This is a genomic window from Flavobacterium sp. W21_SRS_FM6 (genome assembly GCF_052119645.1).
Lineage (GTDB): Bacteria > Pseudomonadota > Gammaproteobacteria > Enterobacterales > Alteromonadaceae > Paraglaciecola.
Window position 1 is genome coordinate 610959 of record NZ_JBGQOM010000002.1, and the last position, 24478, is coordinate 635436.

Annotated in this window: 21 protein-coding genes; 8 read left to right on the forward strand and 13 right to left on the reverse strand. The window is 43.5% G+C overall.

Annotated elements, in window-relative coordinates:
* Nucleotides 1-88: 88 nt before the first annotated feature.
* The 4 genes from ACEN2L_RS05820 to gcvT form a co-directional block, all read right to left on the reverse strand.
* Entirely contained in the window at nt 89-484 is a 396-nt protein-coding gene (locus tag ACEN2L_RS05820) for a hypothetical protein (RefSeq protein WP_441742444.1), read from the reverse strand.
* 586 nt (nt 485-1070) lie between these two features.
* Complete coding sequence (gene gcvP / locus ACEN2L_RS05825) at nt 1071-3983, reverse strand: aminomethyl-transferring glycine dehydrogenase (protein ID WP_441742445.1); 2913 nt, start codon at nt 3981-3983, stop codon at nt 1071-1073.
* A gap of 119 nt (nt 3984-4102) precedes the next feature.
* On the reverse strand, nt 4103-4492 hold the full coding sequence (gene gcvH / locus ACEN2L_RS05830; protein ID WP_306023378.1) for a glycine cleavage system protein GcvH: 390 nt from the start codon (nt 4490-4492) through the stop codon (nt 4103-4105).
* Nucleotides 4493-4540: 48 nt separating this feature from the next.
* A complete protein-coding gene (gene gcvT / locus ACEN2L_RS05835) occupies nt 4541-5620 on the reverse strand; it encodes a glycine cleavage system aminomethyltransferase GcvT (protein WP_441742447.1) in 1080 nt (359 codons plus the stop codon).
* Nucleotides 5621-5775: 155 nt separating this feature from the next.
* Here gcvT and ACEN2L_RS05840 point away from each other — a divergent pair, with 155 nt between their 5' ends.
* On the forward strand, nt 5776-6621 hold the full coding sequence (locus tag ACEN2L_RS05840) for a LysR family transcriptional regulator (RefSeq protein ID WP_441742449.1): 846 nt from the start codon (nt 5776-5778) through the stop codon (nt 6619-6621).
* Nucleotides 6622-6713: 92 nt separating this feature from the next.
* Here ACEN2L_RS05840 and ACEN2L_RS05845 read toward each other — a convergent pair whose 3' ends face one another.
* From ACEN2L_RS05845 to trhA, 3 genes are all read right to left on the reverse strand, one after another.
* On the reverse strand, nt 6714-6881 hold the full coding sequence (locus ACEN2L_RS05845; protein ID WP_306023381.1) for a hypothetical protein: 168 nt from the start codon (nt 6879-6881) through the stop codon (nt 6714-6716).
* Nucleotides 6882-7036: 155 nt separating this feature from the next.
* Nucleotides 7037-8071, reverse strand: a complete 1035-nt coding sequence (locus ACEN2L_RS05850) for an XrtA/PEP-CTERM system-associated ATPase (RefSeq protein ID WP_441742451.1) — start codon at nt 8069-8071, stop codon at nt 7037-7039.
* Nucleotides 8072-8235: 164 nt separating this feature from the next.
* A complete protein-coding gene (gene trhA / locus ACEN2L_RS05855; RefSeq protein WP_441742453.1) occupies nt 8236-8874 on the reverse strand; it encodes a PAQR family membrane homeostasis protein TrhA in 639 nt (212 codons plus the stop codon).
* A 194-nt stretch (nt 8875-9068) separates the two neighbouring features.
* On the opposite strand from trhA, the gene ACEN2L_RS05860 reads away from it, so the two are divergent.
* Nucleotides 9069-9374, forward strand: coding sequence for a GIY-YIG nuclease family protein (locus tag ACEN2L_RS05860; protein WP_306023384.1), 306 nt, complete (start codon nt 9069-9071; stop codon nt 9372-9374).
* A gap of 10 nt (nt 9375-9384) precedes the next feature.
* Nucleotides 9385-12255 carry a bifunctional [glutamate--ammonia ligase]-adenylyl-L-tyrosine phosphorylase/[glutamate--ammonia-ligase] adenylyltransferase gene (gene glnE / locus ACEN2L_RS05865; RefSeq protein ID WP_441742455.1) on the forward strand — a complete coding sequence of 957 codons (2871 nt, stop codon included), beginning with the start codon at nt 9385-9387 and terminating at the stop codon, nt 12253-12255.
* Between the two features lie 4 nt (nt 12256-12259).
* On the opposite strand, the gene ACEN2L_RS05870 is transcribed toward glnE, so the two are convergent.
* The 3 genes from ACEN2L_RS05870 to ACEN2L_RS05880 all read right to left on the reverse strand — a co-directional run bounded on the left by ACEN2L_RS05870 (nt 12260) and on the right by ACEN2L_RS05880 (nt 14216).
* Nucleotides 12260-12949, reverse strand: coding sequence for a toxin co-regulated pilus biosynthesis Q family protein (locus tag ACEN2L_RS05870; RefSeq protein WP_441742457.1), 690 nt, complete (start codon nt 12947-12949; stop codon nt 12260-12262).
* Nucleotides 12942-13874: an LpxL/LpxP family Kdo(2)-lipid IV(A) lauroyl/palmitoleoyl acyltransferase gene (gene lpxL, locus ACEN2L_RS05875; protein ID WP_441742459.1), complete on the reverse strand. Its 933-nt coding sequence runs from the start codon at nt 13872-13874 to the stop codon at nt 12942-12944. The genes ACEN2L_RS05870 and lpxL overlap by 8 nt, the downstream gene beginning before the upstream one ends.
* 87 nt (nt 13875-13961) lie before the next feature.
* On the reverse strand, nt 13962-14216 hold the full coding sequence (locus ACEN2L_RS05880; RefSeq protein WP_306023387.1) for a DUF3081 domain-containing protein: 255 nt from the start codon (nt 14214-14216) through the stop codon (nt 13962-13964).
* A 132-nt stretch (nt 14217-14348) separates the two neighbouring features.
* Between ACEN2L_RS05880 and ACEN2L_RS05885 the strand changes: the two genes are divergently transcribed.
* From ACEN2L_RS05885 to ACEN2L_RS05905, 5 genes are all read left to right on the forward strand, one after another.
* Nucleotides 14349-15881 (forward strand): cryptochrome/photolyase family protein, encoded by a 1533-nt coding sequence (locus ACEN2L_RS05885; protein WP_441742461.1) that lies wholly within the window; start codon nt 14349-14351, stop codon nt 15879-15881.
* Entirely contained in the window at nt 15878-17413 is a 1536-nt protein-coding gene (locus ACEN2L_RS05890; RefSeq protein ID WP_441742463.1) for a deoxyribodipyrimidine photo-lyase/cryptochrome family protein, read from the forward strand. Before ACEN2L_RS05885 ends, ACEN2L_RS05890 begins: the two co-directional genes overlap by 4 nt.
* Nucleotides 17410-18684 carry a DASH family cryptochrome gene (locus ACEN2L_RS05895; protein WP_441742465.1) on the forward strand — a complete coding sequence of 425 codons (1275 nt, stop codon included), beginning with the start codon at nt 17410-17412 and terminating at the stop codon, nt 18682-18684. Before ACEN2L_RS05890 ends, ACEN2L_RS05895 begins: the two co-directional genes overlap by 4 nt.
* 336 nt (nt 18685-19020) lie before the next feature.
* Nucleotides 19021-20964, forward strand: coding sequence for a putative bifunctional diguanylate cyclase/phosphodiesterase (locus ACEN2L_RS05900; RefSeq protein ID WP_441742467.1), 1944 nt, complete (start codon nt 19021-19023; stop codon nt 20962-20964).
* A gap of 68 nt (nt 20965-21032) precedes the next feature.
* Entirely contained in the window at nt 21033-21611 is a 579-nt protein-coding gene (locus ACEN2L_RS05905) for a thymidine kinase (protein WP_441742469.1), read from the forward strand.
* Nucleotides 21612-21674: 63 nt separating this feature from the next.
* Here ACEN2L_RS05905 and ilvN read toward each other — a convergent pair whose 3' ends face one another.
* The 3 genes from ilvN to maoP all read right to left on the reverse strand — a co-directional run bounded on the left by ilvN (nt 21675) and on the right by maoP (nt 24466).
* On the reverse strand, nt 21675-22172 hold the full coding sequence (ilvN, locus tag ACEN2L_RS05910) for an acetolactate synthase small subunit (protein ID WP_306023393.1): 498 nt from the start codon (nt 22170-22172) through the stop codon (nt 21675-21677).
* The gene (locus ACEN2L_RS05915; protein ID WP_306023394.1) at nt 22172-23890 is read right to left on the reverse strand and encodes an acetolactate synthase 3 large subunit; all 1719 of its coding nucleotides are present in this window, start codon (nt 23888-23890) and stop codon (nt 22172-22174) included. Before ACEN2L_RS05915 ends, ilvN begins: the two co-directional genes overlap by 1 nt.
* 204 nt (nt 23891-24094) lie before the next feature.
* A complete protein-coding gene (gene maoP, locus ACEN2L_RS05920; RefSeq protein WP_441742471.1) occupies nt 24095-24466 on the reverse strand; it encodes a DUF413 domain-containing protein in 372 nt (123 codons plus the stop codon).
* Between the last annotated feature and the right edge of the window lie 12 nt (nt 24467-24478).

Genomic DNA, 24478 nt, shown 5'->3' on the forward strand with positions numbered 1-24478 from the left:
GGTATTTAAAGGATAAAGTGAGATGCGTTACCGCACCTCTCGCTTACTCTGGAATTTTTAGCGTTCGCACAGGTAATTATTAATTTGCTTAAATTCTATTAAATGCCTTGATGAAAGGTTTAGGATGCTGATGAAATCGAATATTCTCAGGAGAATTTAATCGTTTTTTTCTTTGAGAAAAGGGTTTAACCACATACCCCCAGTTCGCACTTCTAGAGAAGTAAATAACATAGTCGATGTGCGCATCTCCCCATTTATTCTCAACAATATGAGTCTCATCATCAGACTCTATCGTTTTTATCTGGATGCGATAAAAGTTTTCTCCATCACTAACGAGTAAATCAGTTTTCATATCATGGTCAATTACAGGAAGAAAAACTTCCCATCCATCATAGGTAAACCAACTAGCGGCTAAGGTTTCAAAAGATATTTGTTTATAGTGCTGAAAAGCGGGAATACTGCGGTTTGCGTTTTTGACAGGCATAGTGATATCCGATAAAAAATTGATGTCGCATGCCAGATAAGGGCTTTCTGTTTGCGAGCAGAGTATTCGTAACGAATTCCTCCCAATTAATTATCACCATACAACCTAATGGTTTGTACCTAATAGAAAAGGCTGCCAGCCCCGCGCTTCCTCGTAACAAGTCTGACGCGTTAATGCTATTATCAGACATATCTGCCTGTGATAAAACTTCGGTTTAAGTTACCAAGATTAAATATTATTGGCAACCTTACTTAAACAAAAAAGGTGAGCCAAAGCTCACCTAATGTAGGTCGTGCACTTGAAAAAATTGATTGATATTTAAATGCCTAACTCATCTGTGCCATTGAATGAATTTTTAACTTTTTGCATATCAGCAACCTTAGAATCGAAATATAACATATGGTAAAACTAGCACATTTATTAACCAGAAGCCAACTAATGCAAGGCTTATAGCTTAAGTCATAGTCTATTCTGAAAATATAAAAGGTGACCTTTCGATCACCTTCTACTATTAGTTTCCAACTTGATTTGCAGACCCAAACTAGATCTGTTCGGTTTCAAACTAGATCTGTTGTGATCATAGTCATTATTCCTCGATATAGCTCGCTATCGACGGACAAGAACACTGTAAATTTCTGTCCCCCCACACATCATCAATACGGTTTACCGACGGCCAGAACTTATTTCTGGCGACTGCGGCGACTGGGTATGCGGCGAGTTTGCGATCGTAACTGCGGTTCCAGTTGCTGTCACAGATATCTTCTAGGGTATGCGGTGCATTGTGCAGTGGGTTGTCGATGGCGTCCCATTCGCCTGATTCTACTTTTGCGATCTCAGCGTGAATACTGAGCATGGCCTCAATAAAACGGTCAAGTTCTGCCTTGGCTTCTGATTCAGTGGGCTCAATCATTAAGGTGCCCGCGACCGGAAAGCTCATGGTGGGCGCGTGGAAACCGTAGTCGTTTAACCGTTTGGCTACGTCCATTTCTGTTACACCTGATGATTCTTTAAGTGGGCGTAAGTCAATAATACATTCGTGGGCAACCCGCTCGTTACGGCCACGGTATAACACTGGGAAGTGGCCGCTAAGCTTTTTAGCAACGTAGTTGGCGTTTAAAATAGCGACTTCTGTGGCTTTTCTTAGGCCTTCACTGCCCATCATTTTGATGTACATGTAACTGATTGGCAAAATTGATGCACTGCCCCAAGGCGCTGCTGATACCGCACCATTGCTGCGTACTTCACCGTCACCCACGTTTTCAACACCAATGATTTTATGGTTAGGTAAAAACGGCGCTAAATGCGCTTTGACACCGATTGGGCCCATGCCTGGTCCACCACCACCGTGCGGAATACAAAAGGTTTTGTGTAAGTTTAAGTGTGATACATCTGAGCCAATTAAGCCCGGTGAAGTAATACCCACTTGCGCGTTCATGTTGGCACCGTCCATGTATACTTGGCCGCCAAATTCATGCACGATATTACAAATCTCTTTGATGGTTTCTTCGTATACACCATGAGTAGATGGGTAAGTGATCATGGCACACGCTAGTTTATCGGCGACTTCAGCGGCTTTTTTGCGTAAATCGGCTACGTCGATGTTGCCGTTTTTATCACAGTTAACCACCACTACTTTATAACTCACCATTTGTGCGGTCGCGGGGTTGGTACCATGGGCAGAGCTTGGGATCAAACAAATATTTCGATGTCCTTCGCCACGACTCTGATGGTATTTTTGGATGGTTACCAAACCTGCGTATTCACCTTGCGCGCCTGAGTTTGGCTGCATCGATAAGGCATCATAACCGGTAATGTCGATAAGCCATTCACTTAGCTCATCCATCATTTGCTTGTAACCTTGTGCTTGGTCGATAGGGGCAAAGGGGTGCAACTTACCAAACTCTGGCCACGTGACGGGGATCATTTCAGCCGTCGCGTTGAGCTTCATGGTACATGAGCCCAATGAGATCATTGAATGGTTAAGTGCCAAGTCTTTATCTTCTAATGACTTGATGTAACGCAGCATTTCAGTTTCTGACTGATAGCTGTTGAAAACAGGGTGAGTAAGTACTTTTGATTCACGCATTAAGTTGGCAGGAATTGACTGACTGCCCAAGGCGATAATTTCTTTATCAAAAGCCTGAATATCCAGTTCTACATTTGCGCCAGTAAACACGCTGTACACAGCCTGTAAATCAGCGCGTGTAGTGGCTTCATCTAAACTGATAGCCAATACGCCGTCAATGTCAGTGCGTAAGTTGATGCCAGAAGTTAAGGCTTTGGCTACGATGGCGTCTTTATTGTTGCCTACTTTCACGGCAAGGGTATCAAACCACGTTGAGTTAACTAATTCGAAACCCGCTTTGTGTAAACCGGCGGCAAGAATGTCTGCAAACCGGTGGATACGTGATGCAATAGTACGCAGGCCCTCTGGACCATGATAGACCGCATAAAATGAGGCCATATTGGCCAACAATACCTGAGCTGTACAGATGTTTGAGTTGGCTTTTTCGCGACGAATATGTTGCTCGCGAGTTTGTAAGGCCATGCGCAAGGCTGGGCGACCGCGGGTATCTTTTGATACACCGATAATACGGCCAGGTAATGAGCGTTTATAATCGTCACGGGTCGCAAAAAACGCCGCGTGTGGGCCACCATAGCCCATAGGTACACCAAAACGTTGGGCTGAACCAAGTACGACATCAGCGCCCATTTCAGCCGGTGGCTTAAGTAACATTAAACTGAGTAGGTCAGCGGCGACGGCAACAATGCCTTTTTTGGCATGCACGGCGTCAATGATCTCGGTTAAATCAACGACGGCACCACTGGTGCCTGGATACTGTAAAAGTGCGCCAAATATATCGTGTTGGCTGGCCTCTTCGGCTTTGCCCACAATAATATCAAAACCAAACATGGCGGCACGAGTTGATACCACATCTAAGGTTTGTGGGTGCACATCATCAGCCACAAAGAAGGCATTGGCTTTATTGTTTTTAGACACACGCTTGGCCAAGCCCATGGCTTCAGCTGCTGCGGTTGCTTCGTCTAATAACGAGGCAGAAGCGAGCTCCATACCGGTTAAGTCAATAGTGGCTTGTTGAAAATTCAATAAGGCTTCAAGGCGACCTTGAGCTATCTCTGGCTGGTAAGGCGTGTAAGCGGTATACCAACCCGGGTTTTCAAGTACGTTACGTAAAATAACATTGGGCGTGAGGGTGTCATAATAGCCCATCCCAATAAATGATTTATTTAGCTTATTTTTACTTGCCACACTTTTTAAGTAAGCCAGCGCTTGTACTTCAGTTTGCGCTTCACCTACTTTGAGGGGGGATGGAGACAAGATACTACTTGGCACAGTTTGCTGAATTAGGTCGTCGAGGCTTTTGGCGCCCACTGTGTCTAACATAGAGGCAATCTCTGACTCGCTAGGACCAATATGGCGGCGAATAAAGTCTTTGCTTTGCTCAAGTTGTGATAGTGAAAAATTTGCTAATGACATAACGGACTACAATTTCCTAATAAGATGCTTCGTAGATAAACTGACATTTATCTACAAAGTAATTGAATTAAAAACCCGGCACGAAACGAAACCAATACTGGTCTCGCTTTGTCTGCTACTTACTCTTCGTCGATGCTATTTTCGTAACCTTCAGCGTCGAATAAGCCTTCAACTTCTTCTGGATCTTCTGCTTTAATCTTAAACATCCAACCTTCACCATAAGGATCGCTGTTAACAAGCTCTGGTGAATGCTCAAGCTCTTCGTTGATTTCCAAGATTTCGCCGCCAATAGGCGCATACACGTCAGATGCTGCTTTTACTGATTCGGCAACAGCAACATCGTCACCAGCACCAACAACGGCACCTACGTCAGGTAATTCAACAAACACCATGTCGCCCAACAATTCTTGAGCGTGGTCACTGATGCCCACTGTATAAATATTGCCACCTTCGTGTCGTACCCATTCGTGAGTTGAAGCAAAGCGTAAATCGGTTGGTATATTGCTCATAACGTTTCCTAAATATGTTTATGCGAAGTTGTTTGATTAGTTTGTTGTTTATAAGGTGCTTTTGCCATTTCTGACAAAACTGGGTTTAACCACGTTTACTGTAACCCACTTTTTGCGCATTTCCACCTCAACAGTTGCACCGACCGCAGCAGGTACTCTGGCCATGGCAATACTGTGTCCAAGAGTTGGAGAAAACGTACCTGAGGTAATGACGCCCTCTGCCCCATCAGCCATGATTTTTAAGCCGGAGCGCAATACGCCTTTTTCAGTCATGACTAAACCAACCAACTTGTCTGTGCCGGCTGCTTTTTGCTGTTCCAGGGCATGACGGCCAATAAAGTTACGTTCTTGTGGCTCCCACGTAATTGTCCAGCCCATATTGGCTGCAAGGGGCGATATCGTTTCGTCCATATCTAGACCGTACAAGTTCATACCGGCTTCTAAACGCAAGGTATCTCGGGCGCCTAAACCACATGGTGCAACACCAGCGTCAAGCAGCTTTTGCCATAATGCAGGGGCTTCGTCATTGGGCACGATAATTTCGTAGCCTGCCTCACCTGTATACCCGGTAGTAGCAATAAACAAGTCTTCAGCTTGCACACCATAAAAGACTTTCATGCCGTTAACAGCTTCAATTTGCGCCGCTGAAAACACACTCTGGGCTTTTTGTTTGGCATTAGGGCCTTGCACGGCAATCATGGCAAACTCAGGGCGTTCGATGATGTCTACAGCAAAGCCTTCAGCATTAGAGGTCAGCCAAGCCATGTCTTTTTCACGGGTGGCTGAGTTAACCACTAAGCGGTAATTAGTCACGTCAAAATAGTAAACGATAAGGTCGTCTACTACACCGCCAGTTTCATTTAACATGCCGCTATATAGGGCTTTACCTTTGTCTTGTAATTTTTCAACGTCATTGGCTAATAAGTAACGCAAGTAGTCTTTCGCTTGAGCGCCAACCACATCAACAATAGTCATGTGAGACACATCAAACATGCCTGCGTCTTTACGCACAGCATGGTGCTCTTCAATTTGAGAGCCGTAATTGATGGGCATTTCCCAGCCGTGAAAGTCAACCATTTTGGCGCCAGATTCGATATGTTTTGCAAAGAGAACGGTTTTATTAGACATGATAATTGCGACTGTTAAGTGAATTAAGTGCCTCGAGTATAGGCAGCACTCCTGTGCACAACAAATTGATAATATTAATATTTACATTTACAAAACTTATGTATCTATCAATAATGATTAACTAACCTTATTGATAAATAATCGCTATTTTAGTTATGAAACAGCTTTCATTGGACAATTTACGTACGTTTGTGACGGTCATCGATTTAGGGGGATATGCCAAAGCGGGTGAAAAACTGGGGCGTTCACAACCTGCCATCAGTTTGCAAATAAAAAAACTTGAGGAGCAGCTTGATGTTCGGCTCTTTGATAAAGTCGGGCAACGTCATTTAGTTAATCACGATGGCTTAAAATTATATAAAAGTGCTCAGCAACTTTTAGCTCTCAACGATGAGGTGTTCAACCAGTTTCAACCTGTGTCGTTAAAAGGGCGTTTACGCCTTGGTATACCAAGCGAATTTGCCACCACTTTACTGCCAAATATTATCGGCGAGTTTAGTCAGCTCTATCCCAATGTCTCCTTAGAGGTCACGTCAGCATTAAGCAAATCCTTATTAAGCAAAGATAATCTCGGCTTTGATTTAGTTATGGCTCTGATAGATCCCGATACGAATACCGATGGGCAACTGATACTCAACGACGATTTAGTGTGGGTGGGTGATAAAAACCGGCCGATGGCGCAAGACAGTTTATCGTTGGTGCTGGCCCCTGATGGTTGCGTTTACCGCAGCCGCGTGATCAGTAAGTTAAAAATGCAAACCCTAACATGGCGAATTAGCTATACCAATGCTGACTTAACGGGCATTACCGCAGCCATTAAACAAGGACTAGGCATTAGTGCGCTGGCCAGAAGCAGCGTGCCAGCACAATTAGATATTATTGAGCACGCTAATTTGCCGCAATTGGGTAGAATTAAAATATGCTTGTTTCATAAAGACTCTGAACATCCCCAAGCCAGCGCTAAACTAGCAGAGTTCATTCAATCTCGATTGGCAGGATAAACCAAGAAATGACTACAGGAGAGACAAAAAACCACCTGGGCTTAGAATAAGTCTCACAGGTGGTTGGTGTCTGCAAAGGACAGAAACGCTAACTAGGCACCTTGGCGTAGCATAAACATTGCTACACCTGCGGCAACAACTACAATTGAAAAAATTTCTTTATTATATTTGCCATGATAATACGCTTTACGACGATCCTTCATTGCATGAAAATCTACTACATCCCCGTAACTTGTTTTATCAAACCTCGACCGTTTCATAACCCCCTCCAAATAATTGATTGCTAAATTAAGTATTGCACAGATTGGATAAGATACTAACCTATTAGTTCAATGTTAGTATCGACAATTTGTAACAAATACTTAACCTTTTAACTACTTGGCGTTTATATGAACAATTTTGCTAAACAGATCGCTTAATCGTCAGATTTTAATCGGATATACGTTTTATATTTCTTTTTTAGTAGGCGATCGATGTAGCGCGTTAACTTAATTTTTTGACTGATGGCATTATCCAGTGCTTCAACTAATTCAGCTAACATGGTTTTATAATATTCAACATCTTTTACCTGACCTTCTTCTATAGGGGCATCCAAAATGCTAGCTGGCTCGGCAGAACTTTGAGCTTTTTTCTCCGGTAAAAACATTTCTTCAGTCACTTCTTTGATCACGTTTTCAACAGCGTTTTCATCAAGTGTTTCTAATTCTTCTAAAAATCCGTACAACAATATACGATCCATCAGGGTATTGATTTTTCGCGGTACGCCGTGGGTGAACTGAAAAATTCTGTCGTAAGCGCCTTCTGAAAATAGCTTACCACCCGCCCAACCTGCATGTTGCATGCGGTATTCGATATAACCCTGACACTCGCTATCAGTAAGGGGGGCCAAATGGCAAGATGCCACAATACGTTGCCTGAATTGTTCCATATTGGGTGCGCGCAAAATGGGTTGCAACTCCTCTTGCCCCAGCAAAAAGCTTTGCAAAAGCGGCTTTCCCGCGGCCTGAAAGTTAGACAACATACGGAGCTCTTCAATGGTTTCTAGCGGTAAGTTTTGTGCTTCGTCAACTAGCAATAAAGCGCGCTTTCCTTGCTTGTGTAAACTCATTAAAAAGGCTTCTAAATCATTCAAAATATCGGCTTTTGTGCTGCCTTGTACATTAATATGAAATTTACTTGCCACCATTTTTACCAGTTCATCTGGTGTTAGTTTTGGCGTCACTATCTGCGCCGCCACAATATCGGCTTGCATTTGATCAAGTAAACTATTGGCAATAGTGGTTTTACCGGTACCAATATCACCAGTAATAACAATAAATCCCTCTGCCTGAGATAAGCCATATTGTAGATAAGACATGGCCCGTTTATGCCATTTGCTGCCGAAGAAAAAGCTGGGGTCGGGCGTTAGTTGAAATGGCTTAGAAGTTAGTCCGTAATAATTCTCATACATAATTAATGATCACTTGCTCCAAATAACTGGCTAAAAATAAAGCTAGCTTAAGCCATTTGGCAAAAACTAGGCAATATATTACAACTCATGCTTAATGGTTTGAGCACTAAGTTGAGTTCACTGACTCCCTTTATACCATAGCTTTGTAGTCTGATTATGCAGCTTTATAAAACATAATAATAAATTGCGAAAAAATGGCACATGCATCCGGCCACAACAAAGCCGTGCCATATAGCGTGAGTGTATTGCACTTTTTTAGCAACATAGAACAATACCCCAATGGTGTAGCTTAGTCCGCCGCATACTAACAACCATAAACCACCGCTAGGTAGGGCTTGATAAAGGGGATAGATAAAGAAAAGCGCTAACCAACCCATGACCACATACAGGGCTACCGATAGTTTTTGAAACCGGCCTTTTACAAAACATTTAAACACAATACCGCTTAAAGCTATCACCCAAATCATGATAGTGGCACCTAAGCCAATCCCATCACCCACACTGAGTAACATGAAAGGAGTGTAAGTACCTGCTATCAACAGATATATAGCGCTATGGTCTATGACCTTTAATATTAACTTTAAATTAGGTTGAGAGACCGAGTGATAAAGGGTTGAAGATAAAAACATCAGCAGCATCGAAAGGGCATAAACCGTCACGACCACCTGCGCATATAAATCTTGTGCCTTCACCAACAGGGCGACTAAAGCGGCGATGGCAGCAAAAAATCCTAAGGCGTGGGTGCTAGCATTTAACCATTCTTCAATCACAGAATAGGGTCTGTTACTGTTACTTTGGTTCATAAAAAATTCTTGAATGAAGGAGAATAACAATCATATATTTTGAGCGTACACATGTATACTGAAGTATGACAGAGTGCTTCATGTTGTTACTCTTAACCAGTCCTTGTATTCACCAACAATTGTTATCATTTACACTTAACATCTGCAGGCAATCTGGTAACTTACCGGTTTTAGCCAACTAAGCTGTTCATGCAATGTGGTTTGTTTACATTATAGAAAATAAATTTGGCCACTTTTATACTGGGATCTGCAAAGACATGGCTCGGCGTTTTAACGAGCACAACTCCAGCGGACCAAAATGCGCAAAAGCCTTAAAAGGTAAAGGCCCATTAACCTTACGTTATTGTTGTCGAATGAGTGATCACTCTGCTGCCTTAAAAATGGAAATATGGATAAAAAAACTAACTAAAGCAGACAAATTACATTTAGTCGCCGACATGCTCGTTTATCCAAACGCCCACGAACGCCAACCGCCCTCTTTTATTGCTGACTTATGTTAAGGAATCTATCATGCCATCGTCTTCCGTTCTTGCTACTTCTCTTGATGCTTTGGGTCAAAAACGCTGGGACGAATTAAGCCAATTAGCAGAATTTAACCCCGCATGGCATGCACATCAATCCACGATAAAACACGGTTTTGCCCTCAGTGATTTTATTTACCAGCAAATTTTAAAATACCCTAAGCTAGTCGATAATTTAATAAAAGATCACAACTCAGCCAACGTCGATTACTGCCGCTTACTCACAGATGAGATAAGCGCCGTAACAAGTGAAGTAGAGTTAAATCGCTGTTTGCGCCAGTTTCGTAACAAACAAATGGCCATTATCGCATGGCGAGACTTGCTTAATTTGCAGCAGATCGAGCAGTCATTGTTGCAGGTTTCTGAGTTAGCTAATCAGCTTATCGTGCAAGCCAATGATTGGCTCTACAAAAAATTAACCGAGCGATATGGCGTGCCGCAAGGTGAATTTGGCCCTCAACCTCTTCTTATTATTGGTATGGGTAAGTTAGGTGGACGCGAACTTAACTTTTCATCCGATATCGATCTTATTTTTACGTATCCTGAACAAGGCGAAACCTCGGGCGGGCGCCAAAGCATTGAGCATCAGCAGTTTTTTACAAAGCTAGCGCAAAGCTTAATAAACTCCTTACATAACATTACTGCCGATGGCCAAGTGTATCGCGTTGATATGCGTTTGCGTCCGCTGGGCGATAGCGGTCCTTTGGTCATGCAATTTGGCGCGTTTGAAGATTATTACCAAGAGCAAGGCCGAGACTGGGAACGTTATGCCTTATTAAAAGGCCGTATACTCAATCCACCTTGCGCTTATAGCGATGAACTGCAACACATCCTAAAACCCTTTATTTATCGCCGCTATCTTGACTTCAGCGCAATTGAATCGCTACGCAATATGAAGGCCCTCATTCAACAAGAGGTGAGGCGCCGAGGCTTAGTAGACAACATTAAGCTGGGTCAAGGTGGTATTCGTGAAGCAGAATTCATCGTGCAAAGTTTGCAACTCATCCGCGGTGGACGAGAACTCAGCTTGCAACTCTACAGTTTGTTGGCAGCGGTCAAACAGCTTATTAGCCTAGAGATATTGCCCGAAAATGAGGGAAATAAACTGATAGTGAATTATTTATGGCTGCGCAAAGTCGAACATTGCTTGCAACAATTTGCTGATAAACAAACGCAAGTCTTGCCCGACAACGATCAAGATAAATTGCGCTTACAATACGTCATGGGCTTTAGCACTTACCCAGAGTTTTTAGCTGAACTGCAAAATTGTTGTGACTTTATTCATAGCCAGTTTTTACTTCTTATCGGTGACGACAGCGCAAAAGAAGACGAACCCATTAGCGCTACCGAGCAAGCTGCGATTGACTTATGGCAACTTGATTTAGATGAACCAGAGTGCCAAAACCTGTTGGCTCAATGGCTGGCGCCCGAAGATGCGAGTAAGTTTCGTGAGCAGCTCATTGATTTTAGTAAAAGCCTAAAAACCAGCAGAATCGGCCAACGGGGTTATAACACCCTAAATAGCCTAATGCCCCTGCTAATTGTTAATGTGTTGAATTGCACCGAACTCCCCGCTTTAGAGCGTTTGCAACGGGTATTACAGGTGTTCAAAGCTATATTGGGACGTACGGCTTACTTAGAATTATTATTGGCGAATCAGGGCGCGCTAAAACAGCTAGTGAATCTGTGTAGTGCGAGTCCGTGGGTTACTGAACAGCTATCTCGTTTTCCGCTGCTACTGGACGAGCTGATTAATCCCGCAACCTTGTATAATCCCACTGAACTGCGCGAGTACCCTAGTGAGCTGCGCCGTGCTTTGTTGCGGGTAGAAGCCGATGATCTTGAATTACAAATGGAAACCTTACGCCAATTTAAATTGAGTCAGCAACTTAAAATCGCCGCTGCCGATATTGCGGGCGCCTTACCCATCATGAAAATCAGCGATCATCTCACATTTTTGGCAGAGGCTATCGTTGCCCATGTTATTGACATCGCTTGGCAACAGCTGGCCGAAAAACACGGAGAGCCTCACTGTGAAAACGCAGGACCACGGGACTTACAAAACAAAAGTTTTGCGGTTTTAGGTTTTGGTAAATTAGGTGGCTGGGAGCTAGGTTATGGTTCGGACTTGGATTTGGTTTTTATTCATAACTGTGAAGGAAATCAACTGACCAGCGGAGTTAAACCGATTGAAAGTAGTCAATTTTATTTTAAATTAGCGCAACGCATCTTACATATTTTTACCACTAAAACAGGCCTAGGTATGTTGTATGACATTGATATGCGTTTGCGCCCTGCGGGTCAATCAGGTTTATTAGTGTGTCATTTCAATGGCTTTGTTACCTATCAAGAAACAGAAGCCTGGACTTGGGAACATCAGGCACTGTGTCGCGCACGGTTTATTTACGGTGATAAACAATTATTCAGCGACTTTAACACACTACGTTTAAGCATACTCTCACGTCAGCGCGAACCGTCAGAGTTACGTACACAAGTGGTAGAGATGCGCGAAAAAATGCGCCAACACTTAGCCAAAGGAACAGCAGAATTATTTGATCTGAAACAAGACAGTGGTGGTATCGCTGACATTGAATTTATAGTGCAATATTTAACCCTAGCGTATTGTCATGAAGCGCATTCAATTGCTACGTGGACAGATAATGTTCGGGTGTTGGAGTCATTAGTAGAAACGGGCTCGATTAGCTCGGATGATGCTCAACAATTAAAAAATGCCTATTTAAGCTATCGTAACCAAAATCATCGTTTAAGCTTACAAAATAGAAGTTACGCATCTTACACCGCAGAGTTACAGCAACATAAATCACAGGTAAGCGACATTTGGCGGCGCATTATGTCTTAACCCCCTACATTCTAGCTTCAACACATTCTTGGTTTAGATATTCTGATTTTTTTTGGGTAATCACTAAGGAGCGCTGTTTGGGGCACACGTAGGCTTTTACCTTGCCATCAAAGTTTGAATCAATGGCGTTAGATATACTCTGCAAGCTACCTAAGATGGTGTCTTCCATTTGAAACTGGTGTTTTACGATGAAATCTTGATCTAGCTCCCAGATAACCTGCATACCTTCTGCTTGCGCGTAATTCGTAATAGCACTTCGCAAAGTGGTACCAGCCTTAAAGGTCCGATGTTTATACTCACCCACCCAACGCCCGGATATCGGCTTTTGAATACTTTCCATTTTTTGCAGACGTTCGTTCAATGGCACATCAGATTCTTTTACTTCTAAGACAAAATCACCTAAACCATCTTCTCGAGGATGGCGCGAAGACAACCGATATTCAGAATAAAACTTGCTCATATTGTCTGAAATAGACTTTGATTTAACCTCACCCTCAGGCGTGGGTTTGGATTCATTGCGTTGTTGCAAGAAAATCACAATGCCACCGACAACAATGATTAATAGCGCTAAAGCCACATGTTTGGCCCAAAAGACGGATTCAGAATGATTGGGCACACCCAAGCCTGAATTGCCCATCTTGGCCATTTTTTTTCTGTTGGCCGCAACCTTTTTCTGTTGATTAGCGCTAGCCATACAAAGAAGGGCCGTTTGGATCAGGGCGCGTTTTGAAGCGTTTATGCATCCACAGGTATTGTTCTGGCGCGATCAGTATCATTTCTTCAATCTTTTTATTCATTCTGGCTACATCATAGTTATCGTCTCCACTGGGGAAATTCTCAAGTCCAGGAACGATTTTAATTTTGTACCCTGTTTTGGTGCGTACTGACGCTAAAAATAGAGTTTCACAATTAGCCTGCTTGGCAAACAACAACGAACCGGTCGTAGTGGCAACTTCTGGCACAGCAAAAAATGGGGTAAATTCACATTTATTCCGTCCATAATCTTGGTCGGGCAAATAGAAACACACCTCTTTATCATTTAAGGCAGATATCAAACCCCGAACGTCTTTTTTATTCACCATGTATTTGTTAGAACGATTACGCCCATGGTATTGCATGTAATCCATGAGCTTATTGTTGTGCTTGCGATAAAAGGCCACTGAGGGTTTTTTTAAACCCGCGACACGCACAGAAAACTCAAGATTCATATTATGAATGGCGTACACCAATGCCCCTTTACCTTTAGCAAGTATGGCCTCAACATGTTCATAACCTTCAAATTCGGCTTTTCTGGCCACCCGCCATGTTGGCCACCACCAGCCCATGCTGGTTTCAAGCACCGCCATACCTGCATTATCAACGTTGGCGGCTAACAGGGCTTCACGTTGCGCGTCGGTGTAGTCAGGAAAACATAGCTCAAGGTTTCGTTTAGCGATTTGGTAACGTTTGGGCGCCAATAATTTTATTAACTTACCGAGCCCCTTACCCAACCACAACTGCAAGCGATAAGGTAGCCATGATATGGTGTACAGCAGTGCAACACTTACCCACGTCAACCAATAATTAGGTAATAAAAAAGACCAACTCAATTTAGGTGCCTTCACCTTTTTATCTCGCAAACCTTATCCTCACAATTAAAATTTTGGCTATTCTAATCTAATGGCTTTATAAAACCACCCTGACCAGCCGCACATTTGGCGATTCGGCTACAGGGCTGCAATAGCTTGTAACTTACGAATAAACTGCTCTGCGTGCTCTTCTTTTTCATAATTAAAATGGTACTGGTTGTGAAAGCCAAAACTTAACTCAACCAAGGCATCTTTCATAAATAAGGTGTAGCCGTCAAAATCAGTACTTGCCTCTACGCCCTCAAGAAAATAGGCCTCATCTTTCTTTTTACCTTTTAAACGAATCGTTTCGAACACTTTGAGAATAAATTTACTGTCTATTTCGTTTTTCATTGATTGAACCTCAAGGTTATTTTCACAGGCTTACATCGATTTGTATGACAGAAGTTTTTACCTACAGGGTGATCCAATTCAGCCTGATAGCAGAATAGTACCCATGCATTTAAATAAAACTGTTATCACCTTATGACAAAACTCTGCCTGATATTGGGCGACCAATTAAGTCTTTCTTTGGATGCCTTGCAGGCGTTAGATAAGCACAGCGATCATATCATGCTGGCAGAACTCTACACAGAAACCCACTACGTAAAACATAACAAACTGAAAATCGCCTTACTGTTTTCGGCGATGCGCCATTTTGCCAAGCAACTACGAGACGAGGGTTTCCATGTAGACTACTACGACTTCACCGCCACGAAAGACCACCATCAAAGTTTTACTGATGTACTCAGAGCTCAACTCAGTCAACACAGCTACCAACAAGTGATTTGCACGGAACCTGGGGAATATAGGGTTCTGAACGAAATGAAACGTTGGCAACAAGAATTGGCTGTTGATGTCATCATCAAATCAGACAATCGCTTTTATTTTACTCTTGCGCAAATGCACGATTGGTTTAGTGAACGCAAAGAGCCGCGAATGGAGCATTTTTACCAGTTTGCCAGAAAGCAGACAGGTCTGTTAATGGAAACCGGCAAGCCCATTGGCGGTCGATTTAATTTTGATAAAGAAAACCGTAACGCGTGGCAATCTGACACCCCTTTACCGCCCATGTTGAAACATGAGCAGGATGACATTACTAAGCAAGTGTTGACCTTAGTCGAACAAGAGTTTACTGACTTTCCCGGTAAACTAGTGCACTTTAATTTTGCAGTAAATCGAGAGCAAGCGCTTGCGGCCTTACACCATTTTATCAAACACAAACTTGCAGATTTTGGCCGTTTTCAAGACGCCTTAGCAGACAATAACAACACCCTTTTTCATAGTTTACTCGCCAGCTATATAAATATTGGACTGCTGCTCCCACAGGAGGTGTGTGAAGCTGCCATAGAGGCTTATCAAGCACAGAACGCACCGCTGAATGCGGTCGAAGGGTTTGTAAGGCAAATTTTAGGGTGGCGTGAATATGTACGAGGTTTGTATTGGTATGAGGGAGAGTCGTACAAAAAGCACAATGCCTTAAACGCACAAACCCCGCTACCCAATTGGTTTTGGGATGGCAAAACCAACATGCGCTGCATGCAAAAAGCCATTGGCCACTCCTTAGATGATGCTTACGCACACCATATTCAGCGCCTGATGATCATCGGTAATTTTTCATTAATAGCAGGTTTGAATGTCACTGAGGTCTGTGATTGGTACCTAGCAGTTTATATCGATGCCTTTGAGTGGGTTGAACTTCCTAATACATTGGGCATGGCGTTATATGCAGACAATGGCAAGCTAGCCAGCAAGCCTTACGCTGCCAGTGCCAATTACATCAACAAAATGGGGAATCATTGTAGCTCATGTCGCTATAACCCCAAGTTGGTCACTGGTGTTAAAGCGTGTCCTTTTAACGCTTTGTACTGGGACTTTATTCAGCGCCACCAAGAGCGCTTTGCGAAAAATCCGCGAATGGCGCTAATGGTGAAACAGTGGCAAAAGAAAAGCAGCGCTGACCAACTTGCCATCACGCAATGGGCCGCCACCTTGATAGAGAAATTGGACAAAGCGTGATTAATGTCGTGTGGTTAAAACGAGATTTGAGGCTCACTGACCATCAACCTTTGTGGCAAGCCGTGCAACATGAGCTGCCCTTTGCCATTGTTTATGTAATCGAATCCACTTATTGGCACTTGCCTGACACCAGCGCCAGACAGTGGCAGTTTGTGCATCAAAGTCTGCTGGAACTCAAAGCTCACGCCCAACGCTTAGGTGGTGATGTATGGATAATGCTAGGAGAGGTTGAGCACTGTTTTAGTCAAATCCACCAGCGCTTTACCATCAAACATATTTTCAGCCACCAAGAAACGGGCAATGATTGGACTTATCACAGAGACAAAAGAGTTTTGCAGTGGTGCGCCGCACAGGAGATAAAATGGCAAGAATGGCCACAATTTGCGGTGAAACGAGGCAAGCTCAACCGCGATAACTGGGATAATTTGTGGCAGCAATTTATGTCGCAGCCTACCTTAGCGCTGCCTGATTTGCATCGTGCTTTGCCCCAGCCAGCGACTCAGTTTTCAAGGACTGAGTTAGCAGTAAATGAGCTGCCAACAATGGTGCTCGAACCGGAAAAAATACGCTATCCGGGTAACGACACCTTAAGTTGCATACAACCCCAACGCGCGGGCAGTTTGGCTGCAAATCGGGTGCTGAACAGTTTTATACAAGAGCGCCACAAAGCCTACCTGATGTCCGTATCAAGCCCCATAAAGGGCCAACAAAATAGCAGTCGCTTAAGCTGCTATCTGGCTTATGGCAACCTCAGTCTGCGTGAAGTGATCCACACCACTATTGCTGCATTGCCGACCACAAGTCACAAGCGTGCGTTAACGGCATTTAAATCACGTCTGCACTGGCATTGCCATTTTATTCAAAAAATGGAAACCGAACCGCAACTTGAAAAACACGCTTTGCACAGTAGTTTGCGAAGTTTACGATCGGAGAGTTTTGAGCAAGCCGCTTTTGATGCCTACAAAGCAGGGCTGACTGGGGTACCCTTTGTTGATGCTTGTATGCGTATGTTACAGCACTATGGCTGGATAAACTTTCGCATGCGCGCCATGTTAATTTCATTTTCTAGCTACCAGCTTTGGTTGCCTTGGCAACAACCAGCACAACATCTTGCTCAATTGTTTACCGACTATGAGCCAGGCATTCATTACCCACAAATACAGATGCAATCGGGTACTACGGGTATCAACCCTTTTCGTATTTACAACCCCGTAAAGCAAGGTGAGCGTTTTGATCCTAAAGGAGAATTTATTCGGCGCTGGGTACCAGAGTTGGCGCAAATAAGTGATGCCTATATTCATCAACCTTGGCTAACCACGCAAACAAAGCGCGCTAACTATCCCGTGCCGAAACTGGAGCCCATGCAGGCGGCTCGGTTAGCCCGCAACACCTTGTTTGAATATTATAAAAATCACGTTGAAAAAACTGAAACGGCCCGCGTTGTTCAAGTACATGCCAGTCGGGCAACTCGAAAGCGAACACCGGCTCAACGTAAACCTGCTATTAACCACAAACAAATGAGTTTATTTTGAACACTGAGATAACTACGAATTCAAGCGCGGTTGTACTGTTTCAACATAATTTGCGCCTGCATGACAATCCAGCTCTTGTTGCAGCAGCCAAACATGAAACATTAATCTGCCTATATTGTTATGATGATTGGCAATTTGACACATCTTTTGGACTGAATCAGTGCGGGCCATTTCGAGCCGAGTTTTTGTGGCAAAGTTTGCAAGACCTGCAAGCCACTTTACAGACTTTAGGGCAGACCCTTTATATTGTAAAAGGCGAACTGTGCTCGGTTATCACACAGATTCAGCAACAGCTCCCTGAGCTGTATCTTTATGCGCAAACGCCCAGCGACAGCAGAGAATATCAGCAGTTAAAGAGACTGTCCGCGCAAGTACCTTGTCAATTATTGCCCGGCAGTACCCTACTCGACCCAAGCGATTTGCCTTTTGCTCTTGCTGCACTACCCAAGGTATTTACCCACTTTAGAAACAAAGTAGAAAAACACTGGCCACGCATTAGCCCCCTGAGTAACCCGTTAATATTACCGCCAAAACCTCACATGACACTTAACACGTTACAGAGCAGTCCATTGCCAGAAGCGCATTCATCTGAAGTAAGGCCGGCGATAAATTTTATCGGTGGCGAATCGCAAGCAAAAAAGCGACTCGAACATTACATCTGGCAGACCAAGGCCATTGCCTCGTATAAACAAACTCGTAATCAGTTGCTCGGCGAAGACTACTCAAGCAAGTTTTCACCCTGGTTAGCGACAGGCTGCTTATCAGCAAAATACATTTATGCTCAGGTTAAACTGTTCGAAGACCGGCACGGCGCAAATGACTCCACGTACTGGTTGATTTTTGAATTATTGTGGCGCGATTATTTTGCCTTTACCGCACAGCGTGACGAAACAAACTTGGGCGTTGCTGAAACGTCAGCGCAGCCCCTACAGCCTCATCAACAGCAGACATTCAACAGTTGGTGCATCGGCCGAACAGGTAATCGCTTTATTGACGCAAACATGCGTGAGTTGTTACTGACTGGTTTTATGAGCAACCGAGGAAGACAAAATGTGGCTTCCTATTTAATTAATGAGCTCAATATTGATTGGCGTTTTGGCGCTGCTTGGTTTGAACAACAGCTTATCGATTTTGATTTCGCCAGCAACGTAGGCAATTGGCAGTACATTGCAGGCATAAAATCTCCGAACGGTCCTAGACATTTCAACGTGGTCTCGCAAGCAGAACGCTATGATGCCCAGGGTGAGTTTTGTCGTCATTGGTTGAATTAGACCGGCGTCAGACATCAATCTTTAATAAGCAATGTAAAAGCCTGTTAAAAGCGAGGTAGTTTTGGGTTAACAGCAAATTCGCTATAATGCTTTACATCATACTAAGCGTAACAGGCTGTCCACCAACGTGGACTGCGTAACTAAAATTGCTAGCTTAATTGATAAATTTGGTTACAATTTGAGTCACAACGGAGCTAAAAGTTACACTCTCCGCCATCTCATAATGTTGTAGACCCTGTTAAGTTAAGGTAGTGAGAGATCAAAACCGAACATAATCTCAATCAATTACTCTACATAGATTCAGCCAAGCTGTTATACAGCAATGGCATCTCGGGTATGTTGACTAATATCCTCACCATTTCGGTTCTCGCTTTTGGCTTTATCACTGACGTGTCGGCTGATAAGAAAGTCATTTGGTGGGCCGTGATGTTTTTTATCATTTTAGTGCGCTCTTTTGACATATTTTTATGGTATCGCCAGTGTGAAAAAGCACCAGAGGTGGATGGCCTTGCTGGTATTTGGCGGTTTTCTATCGGTTGTGTGCTGACCGCATTAGGCTGGTGTAGCTATGTCATTCTGTTTAACCAGCAAATGGACGTCATTGAATTTTCAACCACTGTTATCATCATTGCAGCTATGGCCGGGGGCGGCTCTTCAGTGCTGGCAGGAGGCCGTTATTTAGCACTTGTTTATTCGGTTATTTTACTTTTGCCCTTTTCCATCATAGGAGTGTTAGACGACGAGGAATATCGAAATCTACTCGGTTTTTTGGGGCTGGTTTTTTGCGTAATTATGTCAATCACCGGTTTAAAAACGGCGCGTTTTACGCGCGAGGCCATACGCACTAAAAATCAAAATTTAGCACTTCGTGACGAAGTCACCAGTAAAGGCAATCAATTTTCTAATGTGAATACTGAGTTAAAGCAGGCAACGAAGCAGCTTAACGAAATCAATCACAACTTAGAATTGGAAGTGCAAAAACGTACCGAAAAGATATTCCAACTGAGCAATTTAGACAGCTTAACCGGCCTAAAAAACCGCAAAGCGTTCACATTGCAATTGGATAATTTAATCGAAAAAGCCGTTGCCAGCGGCAATCCCGTCGCGCTGTTATTCATTGACTTAGATGGCTTTAAAAAGATTAACGACACCATGGGGCATCGGGTCGGAGACCACACGCTTATAGAAGTAGCCAATCGTCTGTCGGCTTTTTCTGATCGAGAGCGCACAGGACGTTGGGGCGGCGACGAATTTTTAGTTGCCCTGCCCTACAGTGACCAAGGCACTGCCATGTCTATTGCGAGCGCCATGATGACCAGTATCGCTCAACCTATCATTGTCAGCGGTAATGAGCTCTATCTTACCGCATCAATCGGAATTGCTCTTGCGCCAGTGCATAGTTTAAGTGCCGAAGATTTAATCCAATTAGCCGACCTGACCATGTGTGAACAAAAGCAATCTGGGCAGCGTAAACCGCGCGTTTTTTCGACCGAATTAAAAGGTAAAATTGAAGCCTCGCAACTGATCCTTGAAGGTCTACAACACGCCTTAGAGAAAAAAGAATTGTACTTGTGTTACCAACCTATTCAGTGTGCCAAAGAAAACACCTCATGGTCATTTGAAGCGCTCTTACGCTGGAATTTTAATGGCAAATTTATTGGTCCTGATATTTTTATTCCTTTAGCTGAAAAATCTGGCTTAATAAAAGAGATAGGTGCTTGGGTATTGAATAGAGCCTGTATGGATGCTAAACACTGGCAGTTTAACCAAACCGCTGCAGTATCGGTAAATGTATCAGTGATACAACTGATGGATGATGGTTTTATCCGCTTGTTAGATAATATTCTACGCAGTAGTGGTCTGCCGCCCGAACGTTTACATTTAGAAATCACAGAGTCAACTTTTGTTGATAACGAAAAGAAAATACGCACGCAGTTAGAACAGATTCAATCGCGCAATATTCATGTTTCTATCGATGACTTTGGTACGGGTTATTCGTCGTTGTCACAGTTACAAACGTTGCCTGTTAACTACGTCAAAATTGATAAAGCTTTTGTAGATAATATCGAAGGTAAAGGCGATGCGATTATTCGCGCAACCTTATTTATTGCTCGCGAGCTAAACTGCCTTACCGTCGCCGAAGGTGTTGAAACCAAAGAGCAAGCCATCGCACTCGCGGCCATGGGCGTTGACTTTTTACAAGGTTACTATTTTGCCAAGCCCATGAAAAATGAAGATTTAATTGTGTGGCAAAACCCCATTTCGAGCTTTTTAAACTAATAAAACAATCCCGCTTAGACTGATTACCAAACCTGCTGGCAGGCTAACGTTTACACTTTGGATACCTTATGGCACAACTCTACTTTTATTATTCAGCAATGAATGCGGGCAAATCGACATCACTGCTGCAATCTGCCTATAACTATGCCGAAAGAGGTATGAACGCTGAAATTTATACGGCAGCCCTTGATAACCGCTTTGGTGAAGGTCAAGTGGCCTCACGTATTGGTTTAAAAGCCACCGCCCATTTGTTTAACTCGCAGACCCAACTGTGGGATGAAATACAAGAACTACACAATCAAAATCCCATTCATTGTCTATTTATCGACGAAGCACAATTTCTTAATAAACAACAAGTCCAGCAGTTGATTGCCGTGGTTGACGAGCTGGATATTCCGGTGCTTGCCTATGGCCTTCGCACTGACTTTTTAGGTGAAACATTTGAAGGTAGCCGTTATCTGTTAGCCTGGGCAGATAAGTTAATTGAGCTTAAAACAGTTTGCCACTGTGGACGAAAAGCCAATTTTGTGGTGCGTATTGATGAAAATGGCCAAGCCGCCAAAGAAGGCGAACAAGTTGAAGTGGGTGGAAATGACCGCTATGAATCAATGTGCCGCAAGCACTTCAGAGAGCTTGTGTGGTCGTAAAAATACCATAGCAAAAAGGCGCCAACAGTGGCGCCTTTTTAGTTTGGTGCTTTAGCTTCCAATTTAAGGACGCAAGGCCTTGTCACCGCGAGCTAAGCCACAAATACCCGTACGGGACGCTTCGATAATTTCAGTGCTTTGACCTAAAGTATGGGCAAAAGCGTCAAGCTTATCACTCGTTCCCGTCACTTGAATGGTGTAATTATTGCTATCTACATCAACGATCTGAGCGCGAAAAATATCCACATTACGATGAATTTCAGAGCGCACAACCTCACTACGAGTTGCCACTTTGATCAACATTAATTCACGTTCAACATGAGTACCATCTGTTAATTCAACCACCTTGAGTACATCGATGAGCTTGTTAACTTGTTTGGTAATTTGCTCAATCACTTTATCGTCGGCCTGTGTGGTAATCGTCAATCGTGACAAACTTTTATCATCGGTTGGCGCGACGCACAAAGAGTCAACGTTATAGCCACGTTGCGAGAATACCCCAACGATACGTGATAAAGCCCCGGGAGCATTCTCCATCAAAACTGATAAAATACGTTTCATTAGGTACGCTCCGTTTTGCTAAGTCTCATATCATCCATTGCACCATATTTAATTTGCATGGGGTAAACGTGTTCATTTTGATCCACTTCGATATCCATAAATACCAAACGATCTTTCATGGCAAAACAACGTGCCATGGCATCATCTAAGTCAGCAGGATCAGTGACCCGAATCCCGACATGACCATAGGCCTCAGCTAACTTAATAAAGTCAGGCATCGAGTCCATGTAAGAATGAGAATGCCGACCTTTGTAGATCATATCTTGCCATTGTCTAACCATACCGAGTGCACGGTTATTCAAAGAAATAATTTTGATAGGCAAGTTGTATTGCAAACACGTGGCTAATTCTTGAATATTCATTTGAATACTGCCATCACCAGTCACTACCACAGAGGTAGATTCTGGATGCGCCATTTGCACGCCCATAGCAGCAGGTAAACCGAATCCCATGGTGCCCAGACCGCCTGAATTTATCCAGCGACGAGGTTTAGCAAAAGGATAATACAAGGCTGCAAACATTTGGTGTTGACCCACATCAGAGCTGACATAAGCATCGCCATTGGTATGTTTGTACAACGCTTCAATTACTTCTTGCGGTTTGATCAGTTTGTCATCTTTTTTATAGGCCAAACATTCACGGCTGCGCCATTGTTCAATTTGTTCCCACCAATCAGCTAACTTAGCTTTTTGTGCTTTGCTGTCGACTTTGCCCATATTTTCAAGTAATTGTTCTGCGACTTTGTCGACACTGCCGACCACGGGAATATGCACCGCTACCGTTTTCGAAATAGAAGCAGGATCAATGTCTACATGAATGATGGTGGCATATGGACAGAATTTTTCGACATTGTTGGTCACACGGTCGTCAAAACGTGCACCTAGGGCAAGAATACAATCGGCGTTGTGCATGACCTTGTTCGCTTCTAAGCGTCCGTGCATACCAAGCATACCAACAAATTGCTCGTGAACACTGGAGAAGGCTCCTAGGCCCATCAACGTAGAGGTTACAGGTGCCTGTAGCTTTTCAGCAATTTTAGTCACAAGATCACAGGCTTCAGCAATGATCGTACCGCCACCTACATAGATGACCGGGCGCTTCGCTTCAAGCAAAGTACTCACGGCTTTCTTAATTTGTTTGTTATGCCCTTTAAGCGTTGGGTTATACGAACGCATCGTCACATCGGTAGGAAACACGTAAGGATGTGAATCTTGAACGTTAACAATATCTTTGGGTAAGTCGACTACCACAGGACCGGGACGTCCCGTGCTCGCGATGTAATAGGCCTTAGCAATTGCTTCTGGAATATCCACTGCACGCTTCACTAAAAAACTGTGTTTCACAATGGGGCGTGAGCATCCCACCATGTCGGTCTCTTGGAACGCATCTTCACCAATATGCATTGAAGGTACTTGCCCCGACAGAATAACCATAGGAATGGAATCCATGTACGCGGTTGCAATGCCCGTCAAAGTGTTTGTTGCGCCTGGGCCTGAAGTAACTAAGACCGTACCAACCTGACCGGTTGAACGTGCATAGCCATCAGCCATATGTGCCGCAGCTTGTTCATGACGGACGAGTACATGTTCGACATCTGTTTGAGCATATAAGGCATCATAGATATCTAATACGGCACCACCTGGGTAACCGAAAACATGTTTAACTCCTATATCTTTTAGCGTCCGCACAACCATGGCGGCGCCTGACATCATTTCCATCAGAAACTCTCCCGAATTTAAAAACTAATAACAATCTAACTCAACGAGGGAAAACTATACTTGAGCGAGGAGGAAGATAAAACAGTAATAAGGCGAAAAGTGAGATATATATCCCAATATAGCAATATATTAGGATATATATTCTAAAAAGAAGGTAATTCAATCAACAAATAGGATGAAATAGCAGGTTTTGCTAAACCAGACTTAGTCATCCATTTCGATTTCTAAATCACTGTCTTCAACTACCGTATCTTCATCATCACCTAAGGAGGTGCGATGAGAACCATAGATGCTGCCCATCTTGGGACGGTTTATCCGCTTCTGATATTTAACCCATGCTTTTTCAGCTAAGGTTTCAGGCGCTTTTTGACCGTGGATCGCGGCTACAAACGCTTCATCTTCTGCTGTAGAAGGAGCGATTTGACCGTCAGCCAAGGCCGCTATCAGGCAGCCGTATTGGCTTAACGCTTTACTTTCACTGATTGAAAAATCACCCGAACGAGAAAAACCGTATGGATAATTTTTAGCGTCACTGAAAGCACGAGTAAGCAAAGTTTCTCTAGTAAGTTTTGTCATCACAACACCCAC

Excerpts from the sequence above, each read along its gene's own strand:
- glnE (WP_441742455.1), top strand. The coding sequence starts at position 9,385 with ATGCCATCGTCTTCCGTTCTTGCTACTTCTCTTGATGCTTTGGGTCAA.
- ACEN2L_RS05820 (WP_441742444.1), bottom strand. The coding sequence starts at position 484 with ATGCCTGTCAAAAACGCAAACCGCAGTATTCCCGCTTTTCAGCACTAT.
- ACEN2L_RS05870 (WP_441742457.1), bottom strand. The coding sequence starts at position 12,949 with ATGGCTAGCGCTAATCAACAGAAAAAGGTTGCGGCCAACAGAAAAAAA.
- ilvN (WP_306023393.1), bottom strand. The coding sequence starts at position 22,172 with ATGAAACGTATTTTATCAGTTTTGATGGAGAATGCTCCCGGGGCTTTA.
- ACEN2L_RS05845 (WP_306023381.1), bottom strand. The coding sequence starts at position 6,881 with ATGAAACGGTCGAGGTTTGATAAAACAAGTTACGGGGATGTAGTAGAT.
- gcvT (WP_441742447.1), bottom strand. The coding sequence starts at position 5,620 with ATGTCTAATAAAACCGTTCTCTTTGCAAAACATATCGAATCTGGCGCC.
- ACEN2L_RS05915 (WP_306023394.1), bottom strand. The coding sequence starts at position 23,890 with ATGGAAATGATGTCAGGCGCCGCCATGGTTGTGCGGACGCTAAAAGAT.
- ACEN2L_RS05860 (WP_306023384.1), top strand. The coding sequence starts at position 9,069 with ATGTGGTTTGTTTACATTATAGAAAATAAATTTGGCCACTTTTATACT.
- ACEN2L_RS05905 (WP_441742469.1), top strand. The coding sequence starts at position 21,033 with ATGGCACAACTCTACTTTTATTATTCAGCAATGAATGCGGGCAAATCG.
- gcvH (WP_306023378.1), bottom strand. The coding sequence starts at position 4,492 with ATGAGCAATATACCAACCGATTTACGCTTTGCTTCAACTCACGAATGG.
- trhA (WP_441742453.1), bottom strand. The coding sequence starts at position 8,874 with ATGAACCAAAGTAACAGTAACAGACCCTATTCTGTGATTGAAGAATGG.
- ACEN2L_RS05850 (WP_441742451.1), bottom strand. The coding sequence starts at position 8,071 with ATGTATGAGAATTATTACGGACTAACTTCTAAGCCATTTCAACTAACG.
- ACEN2L_RS05885 (WP_441742461.1), top strand. The coding sequence starts at position 14,349 with ATGACAAAACTCTGCCTGATATTGGGCGACCAATTAAGTCTTTCTTTG.
- ACEN2L_RS05840 (WP_441742449.1), top strand. The coding sequence starts at position 5,776 with ATGAAACAGCTTTCATTGGACAATTTACGTACGTTTGTGACGGTCATC.
- ACEN2L_RS05880 (WP_306023387.1), bottom strand. The coding sequence starts at position 14,216 with ATGAAAAACGAAATAGACAGTAAATTTATTCTCAAAGTGTTCGAAACG.
- gcvP (WP_441742445.1), bottom strand. The coding sequence starts at position 3,983 with ATGTCATTAGCAAATTTTTCACTATCACAACTTGAGCAAAGCAAAGAC.
- maoP (WP_441742471.1), bottom strand. The coding sequence starts at position 24,466 with ATGACAAAACTTACTAGAGAAACTTTGCTTACTCGTGCTTTCAGTGAC.
- ACEN2L_RS05900 (WP_441742467.1), top strand. The coding sequence starts at position 19,021 with ATGTTGACTAATATCCTCACCATTTCGGTTCTCGCTTTTGGCTTTATC.